This is a genomic window from Actinocorallia longicatena (assembly GCF_039534125.1).
GTDB classification, from domain to species: Bacteria; Actinomycetota; Actinomycetes; order Streptosporangiales; family Streptosporangiaceae; genus Actinocorallia; species Actinocorallia longicatena.
Map to the genome: position 1 here is coordinate 271,980 of NZ_BAAAUV010000007.1, position 20,926 is coordinate 292,905.

Sequence of the window (20,926 nt, forward strand, 5' to 3'; positions counted from 1 at the left end):
GGCGGCGCTTCCCCCGCGTAAGCGTCACGTGTCGCCGCGGTTCACCAGCCGTCGACGGGCTCGAACGGCGCGCTGCCGTCGGAGATCTCCTCGACGGGCGACCGGAGGAAGCGGGCGCTGGTCTCCGGGTTCAGCGCCGAGTGGGCCGCGTGGGCGACGCGCTCGATCGACCGGATCCCGTAGGACATCGAGGAATTGCCGTGGGTGAGGACGACGAGCATGTAGTCGCGCTTCCTGCCGTCGAACGTCCCCAGGCTGTGGACGCGCCAGCCGTGGGTGCGCCGCGGCAGCCAGCCGTTCTTGACGTGCACCGACACCCCCTTCGGCACGCCCGCGGGGGTGCCCCATCGCTGGCTCGGCGTGACGGAGTGCATGAGGCCCAGCAGGTACCGGCGCGACCTCGCGGTCAGCACCTTCTCCTTGTACTTCGCGGTGTCCTTGCGGGTGAGGAGCATGAGCAGGCGGAGCTCGTCGTGGGCGGTGATCTGGGTGAGCCCCCACAGCCCCCCGGGCCCGAGCCGGGTCGACTTCATTCCGGCCAGGTCGAGCAGCCGCTGGATCCGGGCGCGGCCGAGCTGGGACCAGAGGGCGGAGGTCGCGTTGTTGTCCGACCGGGTGATCGCTGCGCGGGCCAGGGACTTCTCCCTCGCCGTGAGACCCCGCTTCTGCGCCGACCGCAGCAGTGCCGCGACGATCGTCACCTTCACGGTGCTGGCCGAGTCGTAGCGGCGGCTCGCCCCGACCCAGCACGAAAGGTGACGTTCGCGGTCGTAGAGCGCCACCGAGATCGTCCCGGACCGGCCGCGCAGCGCCGAGCGGATCTCCCCGCTCAGCCGTTTCGCGATCTTCGGGCTGATCTCGGACGTGCAGACCGGCTCCGCCGCGGCGGCCGGAACCCCCACGATCAGCCCCGCCACCAGCCCCCCGGAAACGGCGATCGCCCGCATCGGCACGGCCCACCCACCCTTCGTCGGCCGCCCACTCTAGCCACCCCGGACGATCACCGGCCACGCCCGGCGAGGTACTCGGCGAACGTCGTCCTCCCCGCGTGCGGGACGGCGGCGTGGGCGCCCTCGCGGAAGGCCCGCCCGATCCGGCCGGGCACCGGGACGCCGAGCACCGGCCGCCGCCGCCCGGCCGCGGCCAGGTAGGCGCGGGCCAGGACCGCGACGTCCAGCGTCTCCGGCCCGCCGAAGTCGGCGACGCGGCCCCGGGGCGGCCCCTGCGCGAGCCCGGCGAGACGGGTGGCGACCTCCTCGGCCGCGACGGGCGTCACCGGAGTCCGCGCGGGGACGACCAGCGCAGGCCCCTTCGACGCCAGGTCGAAGAACCCGGCGACGAACCCGTGCCACTGGGTGGCGCGCAGGATCGTGTGCGGACGGGCGGCGATCAGCCGCTCGGCCTCGCGCTTGACCCGGAAGTAGGGATAGGGGTGGCCGTCGATCCCGGCGATCGAGATGTAGACCAGGTGGGCGTCGGGACGGGCGGTGGCCAGCAGGGTCCGGACCTGACGGAGATCGTCCCTGCCCATCCGGCGGGTGTCACTGGCCAGATGCAGGATCACCGAGGCCTCCCCGACGACGGGTGCCGACAGCTCGCCCGCATGCCAGGTCGCACCGCCACCGGTCCGGGGCCGTCGGCTGAGCGCGTGCGGGGCGTCGAGCAGGGGCAGGACATGCGTGCCGAGGACTCCGCTCGCACCGGTCACCACGATCATTGGTTGCTCCTCTCCGAGGTGATGGGAGAAGAACCGGACGGCCGTTAGAGATGTGACAGCTTGTCTGGGTTGAGGATGAGGCGGGCGGCGGTGAGGTTTCCGGTGGTGTCGAACTCGAAGAAGGTGACGGCGCCGAGCAGGCCGTCCCAGAAGAAGGCGAGGGCGGGCTCGCCGTTGAGGGAGAGCATCCGGGGTTCGGCGTCGGCGTGCTTGAGCATCAGGCCGGTCAGGAGGCGGAGCACCTTGGCGCGGCCGGTGACCGGGTTGCGGGCGGCGGTGACCTTGCCGCCGCCGTCCGACCAGACCGTGACCTGCTCCGACAGCAGCGAGGTCAGGCCGTCGAGGTCGCCTTCGAGAGCGGCGGTCATGAACCGGTCGATCAGCCGCCGCTGCTCCGGCTCCGACGGCCGGAACCGGGGCCCGGCCGTGAGATCGCGCCGGGCCCTGCTGTGCAGCTGCCGGGTGTTGGCCTCGGACTCGCCGAGGAAACCGGCGATCTCGCGGTGGGAGTAGCCGAACGCCTCCTTCAGCACGAAGACGGCGCGCTCGGCCGGGGTCAGCCGCTCCATCAGCGTGAGCATCGCGTAGGAGACCGACTCCCGCAGCTCGGCCGGGTCGGCGTCGGTGACCATCGGCTCGGGCAGCCACGGCCCGGCGTAGGCCTCGCGGCGCACCCGGGCCGAGCCCAGCTCGTTCAGGCAGAGGTTGGTGACGACCCTGGTCAGCCAGGCCGCGGGCACCTCCACGCCCGTGGCCTTCGACCAGCGGAGATAGGCCTCCTGGACGACGTCCTCGGCCTCCTGGACGGACCCGAGCATCCGGTAGGCAAGCCCGGTCAGCCGCGGACGCTGCTCCTCGAAGACCTCGACCGAACCGCCGTCGGAGCCCGATCCGCCAGAGCCCGATCCGCCGTCAGGGCCCGATCCGTCCGCCATGCCTCCACTATGGCAGCGCCAGCCGGAAGATCTTCTTCCAGGTCGACGTGATCTGCGCGGGCAGCGACCCGGTCGTGTAGGGCAGGTCGTACTTCTCGCACAGCGCCCGGACGCGCGGAGCGATCTCCTGGTACCGGTTGCTGGGCAGGTCGGGGAACAGGTGGTGCTCGATCTGGTGGCTGAGATTGCCGGTCGCCAGGTGCATCAGCGGCCCGCCGGAGATGTTGGCCGAGCCGAGGAGCTGCCGGACGTACCAGGCGCCGCGCGTCTCGCCCTCCATCTGGTCCTCGGGGAAGATCTCGGCGCCGTCGGGGAAGTGCCCGCAGAAGATCACCACGTTGGTCCACACGTTGCGGACGATGTTCGCGGTGAAGTTGCCCGCCAGCACCGGGACGCTCGCGCCGGTCGGGATCGCCAGCAGCGGGAAGGCCACGTAGTCCTTCAGGACCTGCCTGCGGACCTTGCGGCCGATGGCCTTGAGCTGCGGCCAGGCCTCGGCCCGGGACTTCTCGCCCCGGCGGATCCGGTCGAACTCCAGGTCGTGCAGGGCGACGCCGTACTCGAAGAACATCGCGAGCAGGGCGGCGTAGACGGGCTGGGCGACGGTCCACGGCGACCAGCGCTGCTCGGGCGTGATCCGCAGCAGCGCGTAGCCGATGTCGCGGTCCTTGCCGAGCACGTTGGTGTAGGTGTGGTGGACGAAGTTGTGGGAGTGCTTCCACTGGTCGGCCGGTGAGGTGTTGTCCCACTCCCAGGTCGTGGAGTGGATCTTGGGGTCGCGCATCCAGTCCCACTGGCCGTGCATGATGTTGTGGCCGAGCTCCATGTTCTCCAGGATCTTGGCCGCGGACAGGGCGGCGGTCCCGGCGACCCACGCGGGCGGCAGCCACCCGGCCATCAGGATGGCCCGGCCGCTGATCTCCAGACCGCGCTGGAGCTTGATGACGTCGCGGATGTACTTCGCGTCGCGCTCACCGCGGTCGCTGATGATCTCCTCGCGGAGGGCGTCGAGCTCGACGCCGATGGCCTCGATGTCGGCCTCGGTGAGATGGGCCGTGGGGTCGGCGGCGGAGAAGGGCCTCCGCCGGGTTCGCTGCTCACGGGCGGTCTCTTCACGATCGTTCGCTTCACGATCGTTCGTGTCGTTCAGGGTCGCGATGCTCATGGATCCTCCTACTTCACAGGTCGATCTCGACGGGGCCGGCGGGGGCGGAGACACAGATCTGGACGAGCTCTCCGTCGTCTCCGTGCACCTCGCCGGTGCGCAGGTCGCGGACCTTGCCCGAGGTCAGGCGGCCGACGCAGGAGTAGCAGATGCCCATCCGGCATCCGCTCTTGAGCAGCGCGCCCGCCGACTCCCCGGCCTCGAGGATCGGGCCCTTGGTCGAGCAGGTGACGCCGCTCCTGGTGAGGGTGACCTCGCCGCCGTCGCCGACGACCGTCGGGGTCAGGCGGAAGCGTTCGGTGCGGACTCCGGGGAAGTGCTCCTCGAGGAGGCCGAGCATCTCCTCCGGGCCGCAGGCGTAGATCTCGCGTTCGTCCAGGTCGGGGACGAGGCTTCTGAGCTGGGCGGGATCGAGCCGGCCGTCGCGGCGGGTGTGCCGCTCGTGCAGGGTCAGCCCGGGCATCTCGCGCAGTTCGCGGCCGAAGATGACGGCCGGCCTGGACGGCGCGCTGTGCACCAGCACCGCATCCCGCAGCCGGCCGCGCAGGTGGGCCCGCAGCATGCTCATGACCGGCGTGATCCCGCTCCCGGCGGTCACGAAGAGGACCTTTCCGGGACGCGGGGCAAGGGTGAAGTCACCATCGGGCAACCCCAGCGCGACCAGCGCCCCCGGTCGCGTGCGGTGGACGAGCTGTGAGGACACGGCTCCGGCGGCCTTCACCGTGATCTGCAGCGGCGCTCCGGGCGCACTGGAGATCGAGAAGGTCCGCCAGTGCCTGACCCCGTTCACCTCGACGCCGATCTTCAGCCACTGGCCCGCCCGGTGCTCCTTCCAGCCCGGGCCCGGCTTGACGGTCAGAGTCGCGCAGTCGGCCGTCTCCCGGCGGACCGCGGTGATCCGGCCCTTCAGGTCGGCCGACCAGAGCGGGTTGACCAGGGAGAGGTAGTCGTCGGGGAGGAGCGGGGTGGTGAGCGCGGTGAGCACGCGGGTCAACGCTGTCATTGGATCCTCCGTCTAACTTACGCTTACGTAACCGTAACCAGAAGGAAGGGAAGACCGTCACCCCCTGCGGCTGTGCGATCCCTCACAGCAGCCTTCCTAGACTGTCGGCATGCGCAGTCGGGGGATCGCGGGCGGCTGGTGGGCCCTGGTGGCGGTCATGGTCGTCCTCGGCGAGACGGCGTCCCTCGCCGCGCACGGCGCGAAGGACCAGCTCGTCTACTTCACCCATCAGAGCAACATCTACCTGGGCATCGTCGCCGCGATCACGGCCCGGGGGCTATGGAGCGGACGACGAACCCCCGGTCCTCCCGTGCTCACATCGGCCATACTCTTCATCACGATCACTGGGCTGATCTACAACGTGGTCCTCGCGTCGACCGCCGCGCCCGTGCACGGACTTGCGGCCTTCTCCACCTTCACCCTGCACAAGGCCACGCCCGTGCTGGGGGTCGCCGGCTGGCTGGTCTTCGCGCCGCACGGCGGGCTGCGCTGGATCCACGCCCTCTGGTGGCTCGCCTACCCGCTGGCCTACTTCGCATTCGCCCTGATTCGTGGGCTCTTCGTCACATCGGGGGGCCTGCGCTACCCCTATGCGTTCCTGGACGTCGTGAAGCACGGCTACGCGGGAGGGCTCACCAACGCGGCCGTCTACGCGACGGTCTTCCTGGTGCTCGGCCTGCTCCTCGTGGCCGTCGACACGCTCCTGGCGCGCGGGGGATCGAAGTCCCTGGCGGAAGGGACCGCCGGGCAATAGCGTTCTCCTGGTCCGTCCCGTCCAGCAGAGGAAAACCATGCGCAAGATCGGTCTGTCGGCCGCCGCCCTCCTTCTCGTCGTGAGCCCGCTGACGGGCTGCTCCAGCAAGGAGAAGTGGTGCGAGTTCGATGCCACCGACACCGTCGTCGCCGACAGCTTCTGCGAGCAGAACACGCCGGGCTACGAGTGGGAGGAGGGCTCCTCCAAGACCAAGAAGAAGCACAAGAAGAAGTCCTCCTCGGGCACTAAGAAGTAGCCAGCCGGTCGGCCGGTTCGGCCTGGCCGGGAGCGGTGTGCACCCCGGCGAGCACGCCGTGGTCGTAGCCGGTCTCGGCGTGCAGGGCCAGGTCGACGCCGTTGACCTCGTCCTCCAGGGGCACCCGGAACCCGAGCGTCCGGTCGATCGCCTTGGCGAGGGCGAAGGTCACGGCGAAGGCGAACACCGCGACCGCGGCGATGGCCACGAGCTGCCTGCCGAGCTGGCCGAAGCCGCCGCCGTACAGCAGGCCCTCGGCTCCGCCCGTCATGGTGCCGGTGGCGAGCAGCCCGATCAGGACGGTGCCGATGACGCCGCCGACGAAGTGGACGCCCACGACGTCGAGGGAGTCGTCGTAGGAGAACCGGAACTTCCAGGCCACGGCGTAGGAGCAGACGGCCCCCGCGGCGATCCCGACCACGATCGCGCCGAGGGGATCGACCGACCCGCACGACGGCGTGATCGCGACGAGCCCCGCGACGATGCCGGAGGCCGCGCCGAACGTGGTCGGACGGCCGTCCCTGCGCTGCTCGACGAACAGCCAGCCGAGCATGCCGGTGCAGCCCGCGAGCAGCGTGTTGAGGAAGACCGCGGCGGCGGTGCCGTTGGCGTTCAGCGCGGATCCGGCGTTGAACCCGAACCAGCCGAACCACAGCAGGCCGACGCCCATCAGGACCATCGGCATGTTGTGCGGCCGCATGGCCTCCTTCTTGAAGCCGAAGCGCGGCCCGAGCACCAGGGCCATGGCCAGCCCCGACGCCCCCGAGACGACTTCGACGACCAGCCCGCCCGCGTAGTCGAGGGCGCCGAGCTTGAGGATCCAGCCGTCGGCGTTCCACACCCAGTGCGCTACGGGCGCGTAGACCGCGACGATCCACAGCGGCACGAACGCCATCCACGCGGAGAACTTCGCCCGGTCGGCGATGGCGCCGCTGACCAGGGCCGCGGTGACGATCGCGAAGGTCAGCTGGAAGGTCGAGTACAGCAGCGTCGGCACCCCGGACGTCACCGACTCGGGACCGATCCCGCGCAGCCCGGCGTGCTCCAGGCCGCCGATCAGCCCGGCGTGGTCGCTGCCGAACGCGAGGCTGTAGCCCACCGCGACCCAGGCCAGGGAGACCAGCGGGATCGAGATGAAGCTCATCATGATCATGTTGAGCACGCTCTTGGTCCTGACCATCCCGCCGTAGAAGAACGCCAGGCCGGGCGTCATCAGCAGGACGAGTGCGGTACTGGCCAGCAGCCAGGCGGTAGCGGCGGCGTTGATCTCCATGCCGTCTCCTCGGGGGTGGCGGTACGTCCCACGCAGGGTCCCCAAGGCCCGTTTCGCCACCACGTCGCGATTGTTTCCGTGGTGTTAAGTGTTTCGGCCACATTGCGCCTTCCTCACCACGAGTGCGGGAGGGGGCGCGGAAAAGGGCCCCCTCCCATGGCCGCGGGAAGGAGCCCTTTTCGTGGGGGTCCCCGTTTCTAGAACAGGGGGCAGTTGCCGAAGGTGAATTTGCCGGCGAAGCGGTCGCCGATCCACGACGTGACGTCGTTGATGGCGATGCTGTCGGTCAGCAGGTGCTCTCCGGGATAGGAGTTGTTGAACTGGGTGGTGATGCCCGCCTTGCAGTAGAGCCGGCGGGTCTCCTCTTCGGTCTCGTGCGGGATGATCTCTTCGAAGTAGCCGCGGTACTGGTAGGTCGGGAAGCCGATCTGGTACTTGGCACCGGAACCGGGCCTGCCGATGTTGACCCCGAGCTTCTGCTGCTCGACGGCGTCGCCCCAGCTCAGGCCGTTGGCGTCCTTGAGGGCGTAGAGCTGGTCGAGGGAGTAGCCCTTGGTGGTGAAGCTCTCGACCCGGGCGCCGAGGAAGCGGGCCAGGGTGCCGTAGAGGCAGTACTTCTTGGTGTCGGCGACCGCCGAGCGTCCGTTGTCGTTGACCAGCTCGTCGAACGGCAGCGTCGGGTAGGCCTCGTGCAGCCCGACGACGGCGTCGGCGAGGAATCCGGCGAACGCCCCGCCGTTGAGCTGCTTGGCCGTCAGCTTCAGGTCGCCGGGGACACCACCGGCCGCCGCGCCGACGACCTTCAGCTCGGGGGCGTAGGAGGCGGCGAGCTGCGAGGCCCACAGGGAGGCCGCGCCGCCCTCGGAGTAGCCCGAGATGGCGATCTTGCCATCGGCGGTGAGGGTGCCGCCGGGGACCTGGCGGGAGGCGCGGGCGATGTCGAGCAGCGAGTGGCCCGCGTTGGCGCCGATCATGTACGGGTGGGTGAGGCCCTCGATGTAGCCCATGCCGTCGGTGGCGGCGACCGCGAACCCGGCCTTGAGGAACGCGGCGACCTGCTCGCCCTCGTACTCGTCCTGGTAGGCGCCGGCGAGCTGCTTGGAGAACGCGCACTGCCGGCCGATGCCGAGCGTGCCGGGGTTGAAGGCGACGGTCGGCCGGCTGCCCTGGCCGGTCCACCTGGCGGTCGGGACGGCCACGGTGCCCGTCACCGGGACCTTCTTGCCGTTGAGGTCGGTCGAGACGTACCTGACCTGGACGGCCCGCATCGGGATGTTGCCCGGGACCTGGGTCAGCGTGACGTTCCGGCAGGCGAGGAGCTCTCCGGGGCCGCCCGAGACGCTGCCGGGAGCGGCGAAGACGTCGGCTTCGGAGGCGGTGCAGGCGGCGGGAGCGGCCTGCGCGGCCGGGGCGGTGACCACGGCGAGCGCGGGCGCGATGGCGAGAGCCGCCGCCGACGCGATCAGGGTTCTGGCTTTCAACTCGGCTCCTGGAGGGGTGGGACTGCTGAGAGAAATGTGCAGCCGACCACCTCTCCAGGCGTACGCAGGACGGCCAAAAACTCACGGGAAACACTGTCGGCAACTGAGTATTGCCGCGGTAACGCACGATTTACCGTCACGCAATGACCGCTGCCCCTGACGTCAACTCCCTCGAGCACCAGGACCTCACGGACGAGCCCTGGCGAGAGATTCCGTCCGAAGAGGCACAGTGGATGCGTCCCGCCATCCCCTCCGTGCTCAAGATCATGGTCGAGGGGGTGCGCCGGCTCGTCCCGGAGTACGCGCGCCCCGGCGACCACGTCTACCAGCAGACGGTCGAACTCGCCGTCTCGCACGCCATGACGCACTTCGTCCAGCTGATCGCGGACCCGGACGCCTCCTGGAAGGACGTCCACCAGGTCTACTTCGACGTCGGGTACGGCGAGGCCGTCGAGGGCCGGGGCCTGGAGCACCTGCAGAACGCGATGCGGATCTCCTCCCGGATCGCGTGGCGGCACCTGTCGGTCGAGGCGGGACGGCTCGGCAAGTCGCGGGAGCTGACCGCGCTGCTCGCGGAGGCGAACTTCGCCTTCCTCGACGAGCTGGCCTCGGCCGCCGCCCACGGATACGCGCGGGCCAGGGAGAAGCAGGCCGGTGAGCGGGAGCAGCGGCGGGGGCGGCTGCTCACCCTTCTGCTGTCGGATCCGCCCGCCACCCCCGACGTGCTGAACGAGCAGGCCGTGCTGGCGGGCTGGCCGCTGCCGCAGAGACTCGCCGTCGTCATCCTGATCCCGCGCACGGGAAGCGGCGGCGAGGGCCCGGCGGGGCTCGCTCCGCACCTGCTGAGCGGGCTCGACCACGGCCGTCCCTGCGTGGTCGTCCCCGATCCGGAGGGTCCCGGCAGGGCCGACCAGCTGACCACGATGTTCGCCGGCTGGACCGGTGCGATGGGGCCCGCGGTCCCCGTCGACCAGGCCGGGACGTCGCTGCTGTGGGCGCGCAGGACGCTGGAGCTGGTGGCGTCGGGGGTCATCTCCGGCCGGAGCACCCGGAAGGCCGGCTTCCTGGCCAGGGCCGAGGAGCATCTGCCGCGGCTGCTGCTGCACGAGGGCGGAACCCTCGCCGAGCTCGCCGCCGGGCGCAGGCTCGCGGCCCTGGACCGGGCGGGGCCCAAGCACGGGATGCGGCTGGCCGTCACGCTGCTGGAGTGCATGAAGAACGGGTTCAACGCCACCGGGGCCTCGACGGCCCTGTGCGTGCATCCGCAGACCGTCCGGTACCGGCTCGCCCAGCTTCAGGAGATCTTCGACTTCGACTTCGAGGACCCGGAGATCCGCCTGGAGATGATGCTCTTGCTCCAGGTATGGATCCAACGGGCACAAGCCTCCTAAACTCCGCCCCATGCGTATCGTGCTGCCCCTCGCGTTGACCGCCGCGCTCCTGGCCGTCCCGGTCCCGGCCCAGGCCGCGGCGCCGCTGGCCGCGCGCGCGGCCAAGGCCTACGGCAAGCCGGTGATCGCGCCGGGCAAGACGACCAAGGTCAAGGTCAAGGCGCATGTGACCGGCAGGAACGTGACCGAGGTCGACGTCCAGGTCGAGCACGTCGACGGTAAGGGCATCGGCTTCGTCCGCGACATCAAGCGGATCTCCGGCACGTCCGGCGACGGCGTGTACGAGGGCTACGTGGAGCTCGACAAGGCCGACTGGGGCGGCAGGTACAACATCAACATCGGCGCCACCAACGGCACGTCGAAGGACGCCGACTACGACTTCAGGACCTTCACCAAGGTCGCCGTCTTCACCGTCCACCGGCAGACGAAGCTGACCACGAGCGCGCCCAAGAAGATCAAGAAGGGCAGGAAGCTGCTGGTCCTCGGCCAGCTGACCGGGTTCGGGCGCAACGGCTTCGCCCCGATGCGCAGGCAGAAGATCGCGATCTACTTCCGGCCCAAGGGCAGCAAGAAGTACACGAAGGTCGCGACCGTCACCACGAACTCCAAGGGCCGGTACTCACGCCGGTTCACCGCGGCCAGGGACGGCTCCGTCGCGGCCGTCTACGCGGGCACCCAGGTCTGGCAGAAGCGCGTCACAGCCTGGAAGAAGATCGACGTAGTCTGAGGCCATGCAGACATTGATGGCCGTTCACGCCCACCCCGACGACGAGGTCCTGGGCACCGGCGGCGTGCTGGCGAAGGCCGCGGCGGCCGGGATCAGGACCGTTCTGGTGACCTGCACCAACGGCGAGCAGGGCGACGGACCCGGCGGGGTCAAGCCGGGTGAGGAAGGGCACGACCCGCACGCGGTCCGCGAGACGCGCCTGGCCGAGCTCGCCGAGTCCGCGAAGATCCTCGGGATCGAGCACGTCGAGCTCCTCGGCCACCAGGACTCCGGCATGGACGGCTGGGACGCCAACCACGCCGAGCACTCCTTCGCCAACGTCGACTTCGACTCCGCCGTCGCCCAGGTGGAGAAGCTGATGGAGCACTACCGGCCGCAGGTCGTCGTCACCTACGACGACAACGGCGGCTACGGGCACCCCGACCACATCCAGGCCCACCGGGTCGCCGTCGCCGCGACCGAGCGCACCGGCATCCCCCAGAAGCTCTACTACACGGCCATCCCGAAGTCGGGCATCCGCGAGATGTTCGAGTACGTGAAGGCCAACGAGATCGAGGTCGACTGGATGGCGGACGCCACGGAGCCGCCGGACTTCGGCACCCCCGACGAGATCATCACGACCGTCACGGACGTCTCGGAGCACGTCACCCAGAAGATCAACGCGCTGCGGGCGCACGCCAGCCAGGGCGAGAACATCTTCTTCCTGCGGCTGCCCGACGAGGCCGTCTCCATGATGATGGGCAAGGAGGCGTTCGTCCGGGTGCGCGGCGAGGGCCCCGAGAACGAAGACGATCTCTTCGCGGGCCTGGCTTGACGGAGGCCGTCCGGGGTTTGCTACATTGACGGCAAGGTCATGAGTGCCAGCACACAGCCCCGGCTTGCTGGCCGCCAACCCTCCTTCCGCGGTGGGGTGGTCCGGGTGACGACCTGGCCCCGCGCGCAGTGTGCGGGGCAAGCGCGGATCCCTCACTGAGCCTTCGGCTTCGGGATCCCCGAGGCCTCCGGAGGCTTGGTCATGTCCGTTCTCACCCGGATTCCGCAGATCGTCGGCGCCGACGTCCCCGTGCCCGTCAAGGGGGGCGTCGCGCCCTACGCGAACTTCGACTACGCCGCCTCCGCGCCCTGTCTGGAGGCCGTGCAGGACGCCGTGGCCAGGGCGCTGCCCTACTACAGCAGCGTCCACCGGGGCGCGGGCTACGCCTCCCAGGTCACCACCCGGGCCTACGAGCAGGCGCGCGAGACCGTCCGGGGGTTCCTCGGCGGGCCGCAGGCGGTCGTGTTCGTCCGCAACACCACCGACGCGTTCAACCTGCTGGCCAGGGCGCTGCCGTCCGGGACGTCCGTGGTCGTGTTCGAGTCCGAGCACCACGCCACCCAGCTTCCGTGGCGCAACGCCGTCCGGCTGCCCGCGCCGGGCTCGCCCGACGAGGCGCTGCGGGCGGCCGCCGAGGCGCTGCGCTCCTGCCCGTCCGGGCCGCGGCTGCTGGTCGTGACGGCCGCCTCCAACGTGACCGGCGAACTGTGGCCGATCGCCGAACTGGCCGAGGTCGCCCACCGCTGCGGTGCCCGGATCGCGGTCGACGCCGCCCAGCTCGCCCCGCACCGGCCCCTCGACGCGAAGAACCTCGACTACGTGGCGTTCTCCGGCCACAAGCTGTACGCGCCGTTCGGGGCGGGCGTCCTCGCCGGCCGGGCCGACTGGCTTCGCGCCGCCGACCCCTACCTGCGCGGCGGCGGCGCCAGCAAGCACGTCGGCGAGGCCGGGACGGTCGAATGGGCCGGCGACGCCGAGCAGCGGCACGAGGCCGGGACCCCGAACGTGCTGGGCGCGATCGCCCTGGCCGCGGCCTGCGAGACCCTCCGCGACTGGGACGTCCTGGTCGCCGAGGAGGAGCGGCTCCTGGCCCGGCTCCGGTCGGGCCTCGCCTCGATCCCGGCCGTCCGCGAGCTCGGCCTGTGGGGGCCCGGCCATCCGCGCGTCGGCATCGTCTCCTTCGTCGTCGCCGGGCACCCGGCCCGCGCGGTCGCCGAGCACCTGTCCGACGAGCACGGCATCGGCGTCAGGGACGGCAAGTTCTGCGCCCACCCGCTGGTCCGGCGGCTGGTCGGCGCGGGCGAGGGCGGCTGCGACGGCCCCGAGGGCACGGCCGTGCGCGCCAGCATCGGCATCGGCACCACCGACGAGCACATCGACCGGCTCGTCGCGGCCCTGCGCGCCTTCGCCGGGTAATCTCCCCGATCATGGATTCCTGGACGACGCTCGACGACCTGGCCGCCGCCCGTGAACGGTTCGCGGCGGCCCTGCCGGGCTGGCGGCCGCCGTCCGTCCACGCGATCGGGCTGGCCACGGCCGACGCGACCGACTTCCTCATCGTGAACAAGGGCGCGGCGCTCACCGCGGTGGTGCTGTCCACGGTCTGCGGGCACCGGTCGGGGACGGCCTCCTACACACTGACCGAGGAGCGGCTCGACGCGGCGATCGCGCTGCTCGCCCCCGCCGAGGCCTGCACCGAGGTCGGCCATCCGAACATGCGGGTGTGGCGGTCGATCCGCGCGACCCCGCTGCCCGCGGGCACGACGATCGTCGCGGTGTTCATCGACGACGATCTCCAGGTGGAGCGGCTGCGCGCCGAGCCGGCCGTCAGCTGAGGACGTTCTTCGGCAGCCCCGGCCCGGTCTCGCGGGGCTGCCACTCGCGCGGATAGCCGAGCGACACCTCCTTGAACGGCACCCCGTCGTAGACGGTGTCGCGCGGGATGTGGAGATGGCCGTAAACCATCGCGGCGACGTTGAACCGCAGATGCCACTCCTTGGTGAGCTCGGTGCCGCACCACTGCGCGAACTCCGGGTACCACAGGACGTCCGTGGGCGTCCGGACCGTCGGGTAGTGGTTGACCAGGACGAGCGGGATCTCCGGGTCGCATCCGGCCAGCCTCCGCTCGGTCGCGGCGACCCGCGCCTCGCACCACGCCTGCCGCGACGGGTAGGGGTCCGGATGCAGGAGCCGTTCGTCGTTGCAGACGATCCCGGTGCCCATCGCGTACTCCATGCCCTCCTCAGGAGTGGCGCAGCCGGGCGGAAGCCACGAGTAGTCGTAGAGCAGGAACATCGGGACGATCCGAACGGTCCTGCCCTCGAATGTCGCGACCGGATAGGGGTCCTCGGGGGTGAGCACGCCCAGCCGGCGGCAGAGCGCGACGAGATGCTCGTAGCGCGCGACACCCCTCGCACCGGCGGCGTCGTCGTTGACCGTCCACAGGTCGTGGTTGCCCGGCACCCACACGACCTGGGCGAACCGGTCCTTCAGAAGGGTCAGCGTCCACTCGATGTCGGCGACCTTGTCCGCGACGTCCCCGGCCACGAGCAGCCAGTCGTCGGGGCCGGTCGGCGTCAGCCCCTCGACCACCTCCCGGTTCTCCCGATAGGAAACATGCAGATCGCTGACGGCCAGAAGTCTCCCCACCCCCTCATTCTGGACGCTGACCGGGCCGATCGACCACAGAGATCCGCACCACGTCCTCCTCCCACCGGAGCCCGCCGTACTCCTCGGTCTTGACCCCCCGCAGGGCCCCAGGTAGGCGAGCGTCCGCAGGGCAGTGCGCGCACCATTTCTTGCCAGTAAGGCGGGGGAGGGTTCCGGAATTCTTTCTCAGAGGGGTGAGCGTTCCCAGGTGCCGTCGGCCTGGAGCCAGGACTGGTGGCCGGGAGGGAGGTCGGCGAAGGGGATGACCTGGGGGTGCTCGCCGAGGATCCGGGCGAGGGGGACGAGGGTGACGTCCTGGTCGGTGATCGGGCCGCCGTCGAGGAACTGCCAGTGTCCGTCGGTGTCGTGGACGATGCCGCAGACCTCGTTTCCCGCCTGCACGCTGTTCCCCGCCTGCACGCTGGTGCCGGACAGGACGCGTCCGAGGGTGGCGACGGGGTCGGCGGGGGTGGTGGCGGGGTAGGGCCAGGGGGTGAGGGCGGGAAGGTGCAGCCACATGCTCGGCGGGTGTTCCTCGCGGGGAATCCGCAGGTGGGGCTGGAGGCCGTCCTGGTCGGGCCAGACAGCCTGGAGGACGGGGACGGGGACAGGGACGGGGACAGGGACGGGGGCGCGGTAGAAGGCGTTGAGCCGGCCGAACAGGCCGTTCCAGCTCGGGTCGGCGGGTTCGAGGTCGAGGGGCAGGCCGACGTCCGCTCCTGTCGCGAGCTCGTCGAGGATCCACTGCATGTCCTCGATGGGCAGGCCGAACATCGCCAGCTCGGGACGGTCGAAGGTGTGCCGGAGGCCGATGGTGAAAGCCCAGGCGGGCTGTTCCCGGACGCCGACGACGCTCCAGCCGTGCTCACGCACCCTGGCGGCGATGCCCTCGTCGGCGGCTCCGATGTCGTTTCCGCAGATCACACAGCCACAGCTCATGATCGGCGAGGTTACCGGAGCGGCCCGTCACCGGGGCGGCGATGGGGCCGTCCGGGAGTTGTCCACAGGCTGGGGCGCCACCGGTGGGCGGCTGTGATCCGGCACCGGGTTTTCCCACAGGCTGTGGATATCTTGCCTGTGGATTTCGCGAGACCGATAGCCGAGGACGCCGGACGGCCGGGCCCGGACGGCCAGGCACTCGGCCGTGGCGACGGCCGGATCGGCTCGGCGGAGGCCGGTCCGATCCGCTGTTCGGACGCCTGGCGGAACGCGCGTTCCGGTGCCTGGTCCACCGGCGTCGTCCGTGCGGGATCGGGACGTCGCGGCGCCTTACACCCTGGCAGCAGGGGGTGGAGTGGTCGTTGTGCATGCTCCGCGTGCCCCCGCCGGATCGTCGGCGGGGATGCGGAAGGGCACGGATTTCCGTGGGCGGGAGAACGGGAATGGGCGTGACGGACGACCGGCGGAGTAGACGCGTCGGCGAGGGTAACGGCGGTGATGGAGAGGACCCGATCGGGTCCGGGCGGAGAAGGTGTTCTGGGGATTCCGGGCCGCAGGTTATCCACAGGGCTGTGGACGACGGCCCCTCTGAGGGGCTCGAAAGGTGCGGTGTGCCGATCTTAGGGGCGTCCGGGCCGCCCCGTCCCCGAGACGCGCCGACTCGGCATGGATCGTTCTTCTGACAGTGCCGTGACCCTTTTGGCGGGCTCTGTCGCGTGCTAGGAACGGAGATGGCCCAAGCAAGCGATCGGTCAGGAGACGGCATGCCCGACATCGACCTCGTCGACCAGGACGCCTACGCGAGCGGCGGAGTGCCGCACGAGCAGCTGGCCTGGCTACGGCGGCACGAGCCGGTCTACTGGCACCACGGCGAGCCCGAGCGCGGCTATCCCGGATTCTGGGCGATCACCCGGCACGAGGACGTCACCTACGTGTCCCGCCACCCCGAGCTGTTCTCCTCCCACACCCGGCTGGCCCTGTTCGACGAGGCGCCTCCCGAGCACGTCGCGATGCAGCAGATGATGATGCTCAACCAGGACCCGCCGGACCACACCCGCAAGCGCGGCTTCGTGAACCGCGGCTTCACCCCGCGCGCGATCGGCCTGCTCGCCGAGCACGTCCGCGACATCGCACGGCAGCTCGTCGCCGAGGTCGGCCCCGGCGCGGACTTCGTCCACGACATCGCCGCGCCGCTCCCGCTCTACGTGATCTGCGAGCTGCTCGGCGCGCCCGTCGAGGACCGGGAGAAGATCTTCAACTGGTCGAACAAGATGATCGGGTTCGACGATCCCGAGTTCCAGCTCACCCCCGAGGACGGCCAGGAGGCCGCCGCCCAGATCTACGCCTACGCCCACGAGCTGGCGGCCGAGCGGGCCGGCAGTCCCCGCGACGACATCGTGACGAAGCTTCTCGAACCGGACGGCAAGGGCGACCGGCTGTCCACCGACGAGTTCGACCTGTTCGTCCTGCTGCTGATGGTCGCGGGCAACGAGACCACCAGGAACGCGGCGTCGGGCGGCATGCAGGCCTTCTTCGACCACCCCGGCGAGTGGCAGCGGCTGCTCGCCGACCGCTCCCTCACCCGGACGGCCGTCGACGAGATCGTCCGCTGGGTCACCCCGGTCAACCTGTTCCGCCGCACCGCGACCCAGGACGTCGAGCTGCGCGGCCAGAAGATCCGCGAGGGCGACAAGGTCGTGGTCTTCTACAGCTCCGCCAACCGCGACGAGGCGGTTTTCACCGACCCCGGCGTGTTCGACATCGGCCGCGACCCCAATCCCCACCTGGGCTTCGGTGGCGGAGGCCCGCACTTCTGCCTCGGCGCCCACCTCGCCAGGCTCGAGCTGATGGTCCTGTTCGAGACCCTCGCCGACCTGCTCCCCGACATCGCTCCGAGCGGCCCGGCCCGCCGTCTGCGCTCCAACTTCATCAACGGCATCAAATCCCTGCCGCTGCGCTGAGCGGACCTCAGGCGGTGACCGCCCTGAGGTCGCGGGAGAACAGGCGGGTGAGGGCGGTCTCGGTGGCGGCGTCGGCGGGGAAGTAGGTGAGGATCCGGACGTCGTCGAGGGTCAGGGTCTCGTAGGCGAGCCGCAGTTCGCCGACGCGGGGATGGACCTGGCGCTCGACGCCGTTCCGGACGGACACCGGCGGAGTCCCGGCCAGGTAGCGGCGGGTGAAGGCGGCGCCGCCCCGGATCGTGAGGTCGTCGACCAGCTCGCCGAGTTCGGGATCGGCCGGCGAGCAGGCATGGCGCAGGGCCGCGATGACGTCGTCGGCGGCGCGCTCCCAGTCGGGATAGGACTCGCGGGCCCGCGGATCGGTGAAGACGTAGCGGATGATGTTGCCCGTCTCGACGACGGGCCCGGCGAGCAGCTCGTAGGCCTCGGTGTGGGCGATGACGTCGCCGAGCCGGTTCAGCACGAGGGCCGGTGTCGGCTCCAGCCGGTCGAGCAGGGTCCTGATCGTCGGACGGACCTCGGTGACCACGGGCTGGGCGCCGGGGCATCGCATGAACGCGTCACCGGTGGCGGCCTTCGCGGCGAACCGCAGGAAGAGCCGGTCGTCGTGGTCGAGGCGCAGCGCGTCGGCGAGGGCGCCGAGCACCTGCGGGGACGGGTTGCGGTCGCGGCCCTGCTCCAGCCGGGTCAGGTACTCGACGCTGATGTCGGCCAGCAGGGCGACCTCGCTGCGCCGCAGTCCCGGAGTCCTGCGCCGGTCGCCGGCGGGCAGCCCGACCTCGGCCGGGCTGAGCGCTTCGCGGCGGGCCCGCAGGAACCGGCTCATCTCGTTGTCGCTCACGGTGTTCACGCTACTCGCGAGGCCTCCGCCCAGCATGGCCCTGCGGGGGCCAGCCTCGGCCCGGCCTCCCTGGGCCGCGCCGATCGCGGCAGCGTGGGGTCCATGAGCGACAACGAACTCCGCCTGGCCGTCATCATCTCCAGCGTCCGCGACGGCCGGTACGCCCCGCTGGTCGCCGGCTGGTTCCTCGACCACGCCGCCGACTCGGCCTTCGAGCTGGACGTCATCGACCTCATCGACGTCGACCTGCCCCTGAACACGCCCGCGCACGGCGGCGAGGCGTCCGACCGGGCCAAGGCCGCCCTCGCCGACGTCACCCCGGTCCTGGAGCGGGCCGACGCCTTCATCGTCATCACCCCCGAGTACAACCACAGCTATCCGGCCGCGCTGAAGAACCTCATCGACTGGCACTCCACGCAGTGGCAGGCCAAGCCCGTCGGGATCGTCTCCTACGGCGGGTTCTCCGGCGGCATCCGCGCGACCGAGCACCTGCGGCACGTCTTCGCCGAGCTGCACGCCGTCACCCTCAGGGACGCCGTCAGCATCCCGGCCGCCTACGCCGCCTTCGACGAGGACGGCCGGATGAAGGAGCCCGAGGTCCAGAACACGTTCGCCAAGGCGCTGATGGTCCAGCTCGACTGGTGGGCCCGCGCCCTCAGGGACGCCCGCACCGCCCGCCCGTTCCAGCTCTCCTGATCGGGGGACGGGCCCCGTCCGTTTCCCCTCCGTCCATTCCCCATTGACCTGTGTCAGAGGCGAACTTACACTTCGCTGGCGGGCTCCTGACTCATCATCTGAAATTGCGGGAGTGACACAGAGGGGGAGTGGATGGCCTCCACTTACGATTTGATCGTCGTCGGCGGAGGCATCGTTGGATGCGGAATAGTGGAGCGGTTGCGGGGTGAACTTTCCCGCGTCTGCCTGGTCGAACAGGGTCCTCGGCTGGGGAGCGGGGCCTCGTCGGCGGCCATTGGCGGCATCAATCCGCATCTCGGCGATGATTGCATGGGACCGCTGGGACTCATGGCACAACACAGCCGCGAGCTATTTCCCGCATGGATCGACAGAATCGCATCGGTGTCCGAAAGAGCGATTCCCCTGCTGCCCACCGGTCTTCTCCAGGTCGCCGCCGACGAAAAGGAACTCGACCGTCTCGCCAACGAGGTGATGCCGGTTCTCGCCGGGCGCGGCCTCGGTGCGGAGCTCCTCGACGCCCGTCAGGCCCGCGCCAAGGAGCCGCTGCTGGGCCCGGGTGTCGCGGGCGGCCTCTTCCAGCCCGCGGACCTGGCCGTGGAACCCCCGCTGATCATGGACGCCCTGTCCCGGATCCTGACCGGCCCCGGCGGTCCCGAGCTGTTGCTCGACACGACCGTCACCGCGGTCGAAACCGGCGCCGCCGACGTCACCGTGGTCCTCGCCGACGGACGCACCCTGACCGCGGACCGGGTCGTGATCGCCGCCGGCCATCTCAGCCGCCACCTGCTCGGCCTGCCGGAGGACGTCCTGTTCCCGATCAAGGGCCAGGCCCTGGAGTTCGCCCCGAGGCCGGGACGCGCCCTGTCGGTGCAGTGCGACTCCCTGGTCGTCGACGACGCGGGCGAACACGTCGTTTTCGCGGTGCCCCGCCCCGACGGACGCATCGCCGCGGGCGTCACTTTCGAGGTGGGGGTCGACGACACCGTGCCCACGGAGGAGGCCCGCCGGACCAACCTGCACCATCTGTCCCTGATCTTCGGCGACCTGGCGAGCGCCCCCGTGACCAGGGTCTGGGCCGGGATCCGCCCCGGCACCCGCGACGCCGTCCCCGTCCTCGGCCATGTCGACGCCGACCGGCGGATCCTCGCGGCCACCGGCCACTACGGCATGGGCATCACCCTCGCCCCCGTGACGATCGACCTCGCCGCGAAGCTGCTGCTCGGCCTGCCGGTCACCGACGACGATCAGCGGGACCTCGACATCACCCGGCCGGACCGTTTCGACCAGGGCGGCCCGTCCTGGGCCCGGCCCACGATCTGACCGTCGGCCCGGGGCGTCAGAGGAACGGGGCGTCACAGGAGCGAGGCGGCCTCGCGGGCGCAGCCCCAGGCGAGCGTGACGCCCGACCCGCCGTGGCCGTAATTATGGATGACCGGAATCCCGTCGTGGATCACCCGCTCGAGGCGGACGTGCGGTCGCGCCGGCCGTAGCCCCACCCGGTGTTCGATCACCTTCGCCTCGCCCAGCCGCGGCTCGATCTCCACACACCGATCGATGATCTCCTGCCCGACGGAGGGGTCGGGGGTGAGGTCGGTGCGGTCGGCGATGACGGATCCGCCGAGGATGACCTTGTCTCCGTGACAGATGAAATAGGTGGGCGAGTCGGACTCTGGATAGTCGGAGAAGAACCCTTCGATTCCAGGGTTGTCCATTACGACGAGTTGTCCCCAGAGTGGCTGGAGTTCCGCGTCTGGAACCAGTTCCCTGGACCCGAGACCGGTGCAGTTCACAACGGTCTGCCCACGGCCCGCGATCTCCGTGAAATCGGTGGTGGGCCGGGGAAGAAGTTCAATCTTCACGTCGAGTTCGGTGAGCCGATCGGCGAGATATCGCAGATATACAGGCATGTCGATGATCGGTACCCGATAGCGCCAGCCCGACCGAAAACCCGCCGGTAGTTCGGAGACGTCGCAGAGCCCGAAGTCGGGCAGCTTGGCGATCCAGTCGCTCGGCTCGAACCGATGGCGACCCGCCTCGATCCCGGTTACCATGGCGACACCGGAACCCGGGACTGCGCTGATGCCCTCGAAATCCTCCAGGCTGCGCATGCTCCAGGTGAGCACCCGGGGATCAGGCGAGAAGTACGGGCCCCACAGGGCGCCTGCGATCGCGGACGTGGTCCGGCCGGGCGGTTGGTCGCTGAGAACCCTGACCGTAATGCCAGATTCGGCCAAAACGGCGGCAGTTGTCAGTCCGATGACTCCCGCCCCCAGCACGACTACCTCTGAAGATCGCATACGAGAGTCTGGCTTTCACGCGGGGAA

Annotated in this window: 21 protein-coding genes and 1 riboswitch; of the genes, 10 read left to right on the forward strand and 11 right to left on the reverse strand. The window is 70.4% G+C overall.

The window, feature by feature from the left end; all coding sequences use genetic code 11:
- Positions 1-41 precede the first annotated feature (41 nt).
- The 5 genes from ABD785_RS16990 to ABD785_RS17010 are packed head-to-tail and all read right to left on the reverse strand — an operon-like array spanning position 42 to position 4,820.
- Positions 42-947: a serine hydrolase gene (locus ABD785_RS16990; protein WP_344829328.1), complete on the reverse strand. Its 906-nt coding sequence runs from the start codon at positions 945-947 to the stop codon at positions 42-44.
- Between the two features lie 53 nt (positions 948-1,000).
- Positions 1,001-1,717, reverse strand: a complete 717-nt coding sequence (locus ABD785_RS16995; RefSeq protein WP_344829110.1) for an SDR family oxidoreductase — start codon at positions 1,715-1,717, stop codon at positions 1,001-1,003.
- A 44-nt stretch (positions 1,718-1,761) separates the two neighbouring features.
- On the reverse strand, positions 1,762-2,652 hold the full coding sequence (gene sigJ / locus ABD785_RS17000) for an RNA polymerase sigma factor SigJ (protein ID WP_344829112.1): 891 nt from the start codon (positions 2,650-2,652) through the stop codon (positions 1,762-1,764).
- A 7-nt stretch (positions 2,653-2,659) separates the two neighbouring features.
- Entirely contained in the window at positions 2,660-3,817 is a 1,158-nt protein-coding gene (locus tag ABD785_RS17005) for a fatty acid desaturase family protein (protein WP_344829114.1), read from the reverse strand.
- A gap of 13 nt (positions 3,818-3,830) precedes the next feature.
- The gene (locus ABD785_RS17010) at positions 3,831-4,820 is read right to left on the reverse strand and encodes a ferredoxin reductase (protein ID WP_344829116.1); all 990 of its coding nucleotides are present in this window, start codon (positions 4,818-4,820) and stop codon (positions 3,831-3,833) included.
- 109 nt (positions 4,821-4,929) lie between these two features.
- Between ABD785_RS17010 and ABD785_RS17015 the strand changes: the two genes are divergently transcribed.
- Positions 4,930-5,574: a Pr6Pr family membrane protein gene (locus ABD785_RS17015; protein WP_344829117.1), complete on the forward strand. Its 645-nt coding sequence runs from the start codon at positions 4,930-4,932 to the stop codon at positions 5,572-5,574.
- Between the two features lie 37 nt (positions 5,575-5,611).
- Entirely contained in the window at positions 5,612-5,830 is a 219-nt protein-coding gene (locus ABD785_RS17020) for a hypothetical protein (protein ID WP_344829119.1), read from the forward strand.
- Here the strand turns inward: ABD785_RS17020 and ABD785_RS17025 are convergent.
- Together ABD785_RS17025 and ABD785_RS17030 are read right to left on the reverse strand one after the other, a co-directional pair.
- Entirely contained in the window at positions 5,820-7,103 is a 1,284-nt protein-coding gene (locus ABD785_RS17025) for an ammonium transporter (RefSeq protein WP_344829121.1), read from the reverse strand. The genes ABD785_RS17020 and ABD785_RS17025 overlap by 11 nt on opposite strands.
- A gap of 197 nt (positions 7,104-7,300) precedes the next feature.
- A complete protein-coding gene (locus tag ABD785_RS17030; RefSeq protein WP_344829123.1) occupies positions 7,301-8,584 on the reverse strand; it encodes a lipase family protein in 1,284 nt (427 codons plus the stop codon).
- 143 nt (positions 8,585-8,727) lie between these two features.
- On the opposite strand from ABD785_RS17030, the gene ABD785_RS17035 reads away from it, so the two are divergent.
- The 5 genes from ABD785_RS17035 to ABD785_RS17055 all read left to right on the forward strand — a co-directional run bounded on the left by ABD785_RS17035 (position 8,728) and on the right by ABD785_RS17055 (position 13,351).
- The gene (locus ABD785_RS17035; RefSeq protein ID WP_344829125.1) at positions 8,728-9,975 is read left to right on the forward strand and encodes a PucR family transcriptional regulator; all 1,248 of its coding nucleotides are present in this window, start codon (positions 8,728-8,730) and stop codon (positions 9,973-9,975) included.
- A gap of 10 nt (positions 9,976-9,985) precedes the next feature.
- Positions 9,986-10,702, forward strand: a complete 717-nt coding sequence (locus tag ABD785_RS17040) for a hypothetical protein (protein WP_344829127.1) — start codon at positions 9,986-9,988, stop codon at positions 10,700-10,702.
- Between the two features lie 4 nt (positions 10,703-10,706).
- A complete protein-coding gene (locus ABD785_RS17045; protein WP_344829129.1) occupies positions 10,707-11,516 on the forward strand; it encodes a PIG-L family deacetylase in 810 nt (269 codons plus the stop codon).
- A 35-nt stretch (positions 11,517-11,551) separates the two neighbouring features.
- A riboswitch (SAM riboswitch) is annotated at positions 11,552-11,666 on the forward strand.
- 51 nt (positions 11,667-11,717) lie between these two features.
- On the forward strand, positions 11,718-12,932 hold the full coding sequence (locus ABD785_RS17050; protein ID WP_344829131.1) for an aminotransferase class V-fold PLP-dependent enzyme: 1,215 nt from the start codon (positions 11,718-11,720) through the stop codon (positions 12,930-12,932).
- Between the two features lie 11 nt (positions 12,933-12,943).
- Positions 12,944-13,351, forward strand: coding sequence for a hypothetical protein (locus ABD785_RS17055; RefSeq protein WP_344829133.1), 408 nt, complete (start codon positions 12,944-12,946; stop codon positions 13,349-13,351).
- Here ABD785_RS17055 and ABD785_RS17060 read toward each other — a convergent pair.
- Both ABD785_RS17060 and ABD785_RS17065 read right to left on the reverse strand, forming a co-directional pair.
- Complete coding sequence (locus ABD785_RS17060; protein ID WP_344829135.1) at positions 13,344-14,165, reverse strand: metallophosphoesterase family protein; 822 nt, start codon at positions 14,163-14,165, stop codon at positions 13,344-13,346. The genes ABD785_RS17055 and ABD785_RS17060 overlap by 8 nt on opposite strands.
- Positions 14,166-14,351: 186 nt before the next feature.
- Positions 14,352-15,104, reverse strand: a complete 753-nt coding sequence (locus tag ABD785_RS17065) for a DUF4262 domain-containing protein (protein WP_344829137.1) — start codon at positions 15,102-15,104, stop codon at positions 14,352-14,354.
- 764 nt (positions 15,105-15,868) lie between these two features.
- On the opposite strand from ABD785_RS17065, the gene ABD785_RS17070 reads away from it, so the two are divergent.
- Positions 15,869-17,065, forward strand: a complete 1,197-nt coding sequence (locus ABD785_RS17070; RefSeq protein ID WP_344829139.1) for a cytochrome P450 — start codon at positions 15,869-15,871, stop codon at positions 17,063-17,065.
- 7 nt (positions 17,066-17,072) lie between these two features.
- Here ABD785_RS17070 and ABD785_RS17075 read toward each other — a convergent pair whose 3' ends face one another.
- On the reverse strand, positions 17,073-17,906 hold the full coding sequence (locus ABD785_RS17075; protein ID WP_344829141.1) for a helix-turn-helix domain-containing protein: 834 nt from the start codon (positions 17,904-17,906) through the stop codon (positions 17,073-17,075).
- A gap of 102 nt (positions 17,907-18,008) precedes the next feature.
- Here ABD785_RS17075 and ABD785_RS17080 point away from each other — a divergent pair, with 102 nt between their 5' ends.
- Both ABD785_RS17080 and ABD785_RS17085 read left to right on the forward strand, forming a co-directional pair.
- Positions 18,009-18,602, forward strand: a complete 594-nt coding sequence (locus ABD785_RS17080) for an NADPH-dependent FMN reductase (RefSeq protein ID WP_344829143.1) — start codon at positions 18,009-18,011, stop codon at positions 18,600-18,602.
- Positions 18,603-18,734: 132 nt separating this feature from the next.
- Entirely contained in the window at positions 18,735-19,922 is a 1,188-nt protein-coding gene (locus ABD785_RS17085; RefSeq protein WP_344829144.1) for an NAD(P)/FAD-dependent oxidoreductase, read from the forward strand.
- Between the two features lie 32 nt (positions 19,923-19,954).
- Here ABD785_RS17085 and ABD785_RS17090 read toward each other — a convergent pair whose 3' ends face one another.
- Positions 19,955-20,899 (reverse strand): FAD-dependent oxidoreductase, encoded by a 945-nt coding sequence (locus ABD785_RS17090; RefSeq protein WP_344829146.1) that lies wholly within the window; start codon positions 20,897-20,899, stop codon positions 19,955-19,957.
- Positions 20,900-20,926: the final 27 nt, after the last annotated feature.

Coding starts and splice junctions, on each gene's coding strand:
- ABD785_RS17005 (WP_344829114.1), bottom strand. CDS start 3,817: ATGAGCATCGCGACCCTGAACGACACGAACGATCGTGAAGCGAACGAT.
- ABD785_RS17050 (WP_344829131.1), top strand. CDS start 11,718: ATGTCCGTTCTCACCCGGATTCCGCAGATCGTCGGCGCCGACGTCCCC.
- ABD785_RS17035 (WP_344829125.1), top strand. CDS start 8,728: ATGACCGCTGCCCCTGACGTCAACTCCCTCGAGCACCAGGACCTCACG.
- ABD785_RS16995 (WP_344829110.1), bottom strand. CDS start 1,717: ATGATCGTGGTGACCGGTGCGAGCGGAGTCCTCGGCACGCATGTCCTG.
- sigJ (WP_344829112.1), bottom strand. CDS start 2,652: ATGGCGGACGGATCGGGCCCTGACGGCGGATCGGGCTCTGGCGGATCG.
- ABD785_RS17080 (WP_344829143.1), top strand. CDS start 18,009: ATGAGCGACAACGAACTCCGCCTGGCCGTCATCATCTCCAGCGTCCGC.
- ABD785_RS17010 (WP_344829116.1), bottom strand. CDS start 4,820: ATGACAGCGTTGACCCGCGTGCTCACCGCGCTCACCACCCCGCTCCTC.
- ABD785_RS17025 (WP_344829121.1), bottom strand. CDS start 7,103: ATGGAGATCAACGCCGCCGCTACCGCCTGGCTGCTGGCCAGTACCGCA.
- ABD785_RS17090 (WP_344829146.1), bottom strand. CDS start 20,899: ATGCGATCTTCAGAGGTAGTCGTGCTGGGGGCGGGAGTCATCGGACTG.
- ABD785_RS16990 (WP_344829328.1), bottom strand. CDS start 947: ATGCGGGCGATCGCCGTTTCCGGGGGGCTGGTGGCGGGGCTGATCGTG.
- ABD785_RS17085 (WP_344829144.1), top strand. CDS start 18,735: ATGGCCTCCACTTACGATTTGATCGTCGTCGGCGGAGGCATCGTTGGA.
- ABD785_RS17015 (WP_344829117.1), top strand. CDS start 4,930: ATGCGCAGTCGGGGGATCGCGGGCGGCTGGTGGGCCCTGGTGGCGGTC.
- ABD785_RS17065 (WP_344829137.1), bottom strand. CDS start 15,104: ATGAGCTGTGGCTGTGTGATCTGCGGAAACGACATCGGAGCCGCCGAC.
- ABD785_RS17055 (WP_344829133.1), top strand. CDS start 12,944: ATGGATTCCTGGACGACGCTCGACGACCTGGCCGCCGCCCGTGAACGG.
- ABD785_RS17020 (WP_344829119.1), top strand. CDS start 5,612: ATGCGCAAGATCGGTCTGTCGGCCGCCGCCCTCCTTCTCGTCGTGAGC.
- ABD785_RS17070 (WP_344829139.1), top strand. CDS start 15,869: ATGCCCGACATCGACCTCGTCGACCAGGACGCCTACGCGAGCGGCGGA.
- ABD785_RS17045 (WP_344829129.1), top strand. CDS start 10,707: ATGCAGACATTGATGGCCGTTCACGCCCACCCCGACGACGAGGTCCTG.
- ABD785_RS17040 (WP_344829127.1), top strand. CDS start 9,986: ATGCGTATCGTGCTGCCCCTCGCGTTGACCGCCGCGCTCCTGGCCGTC.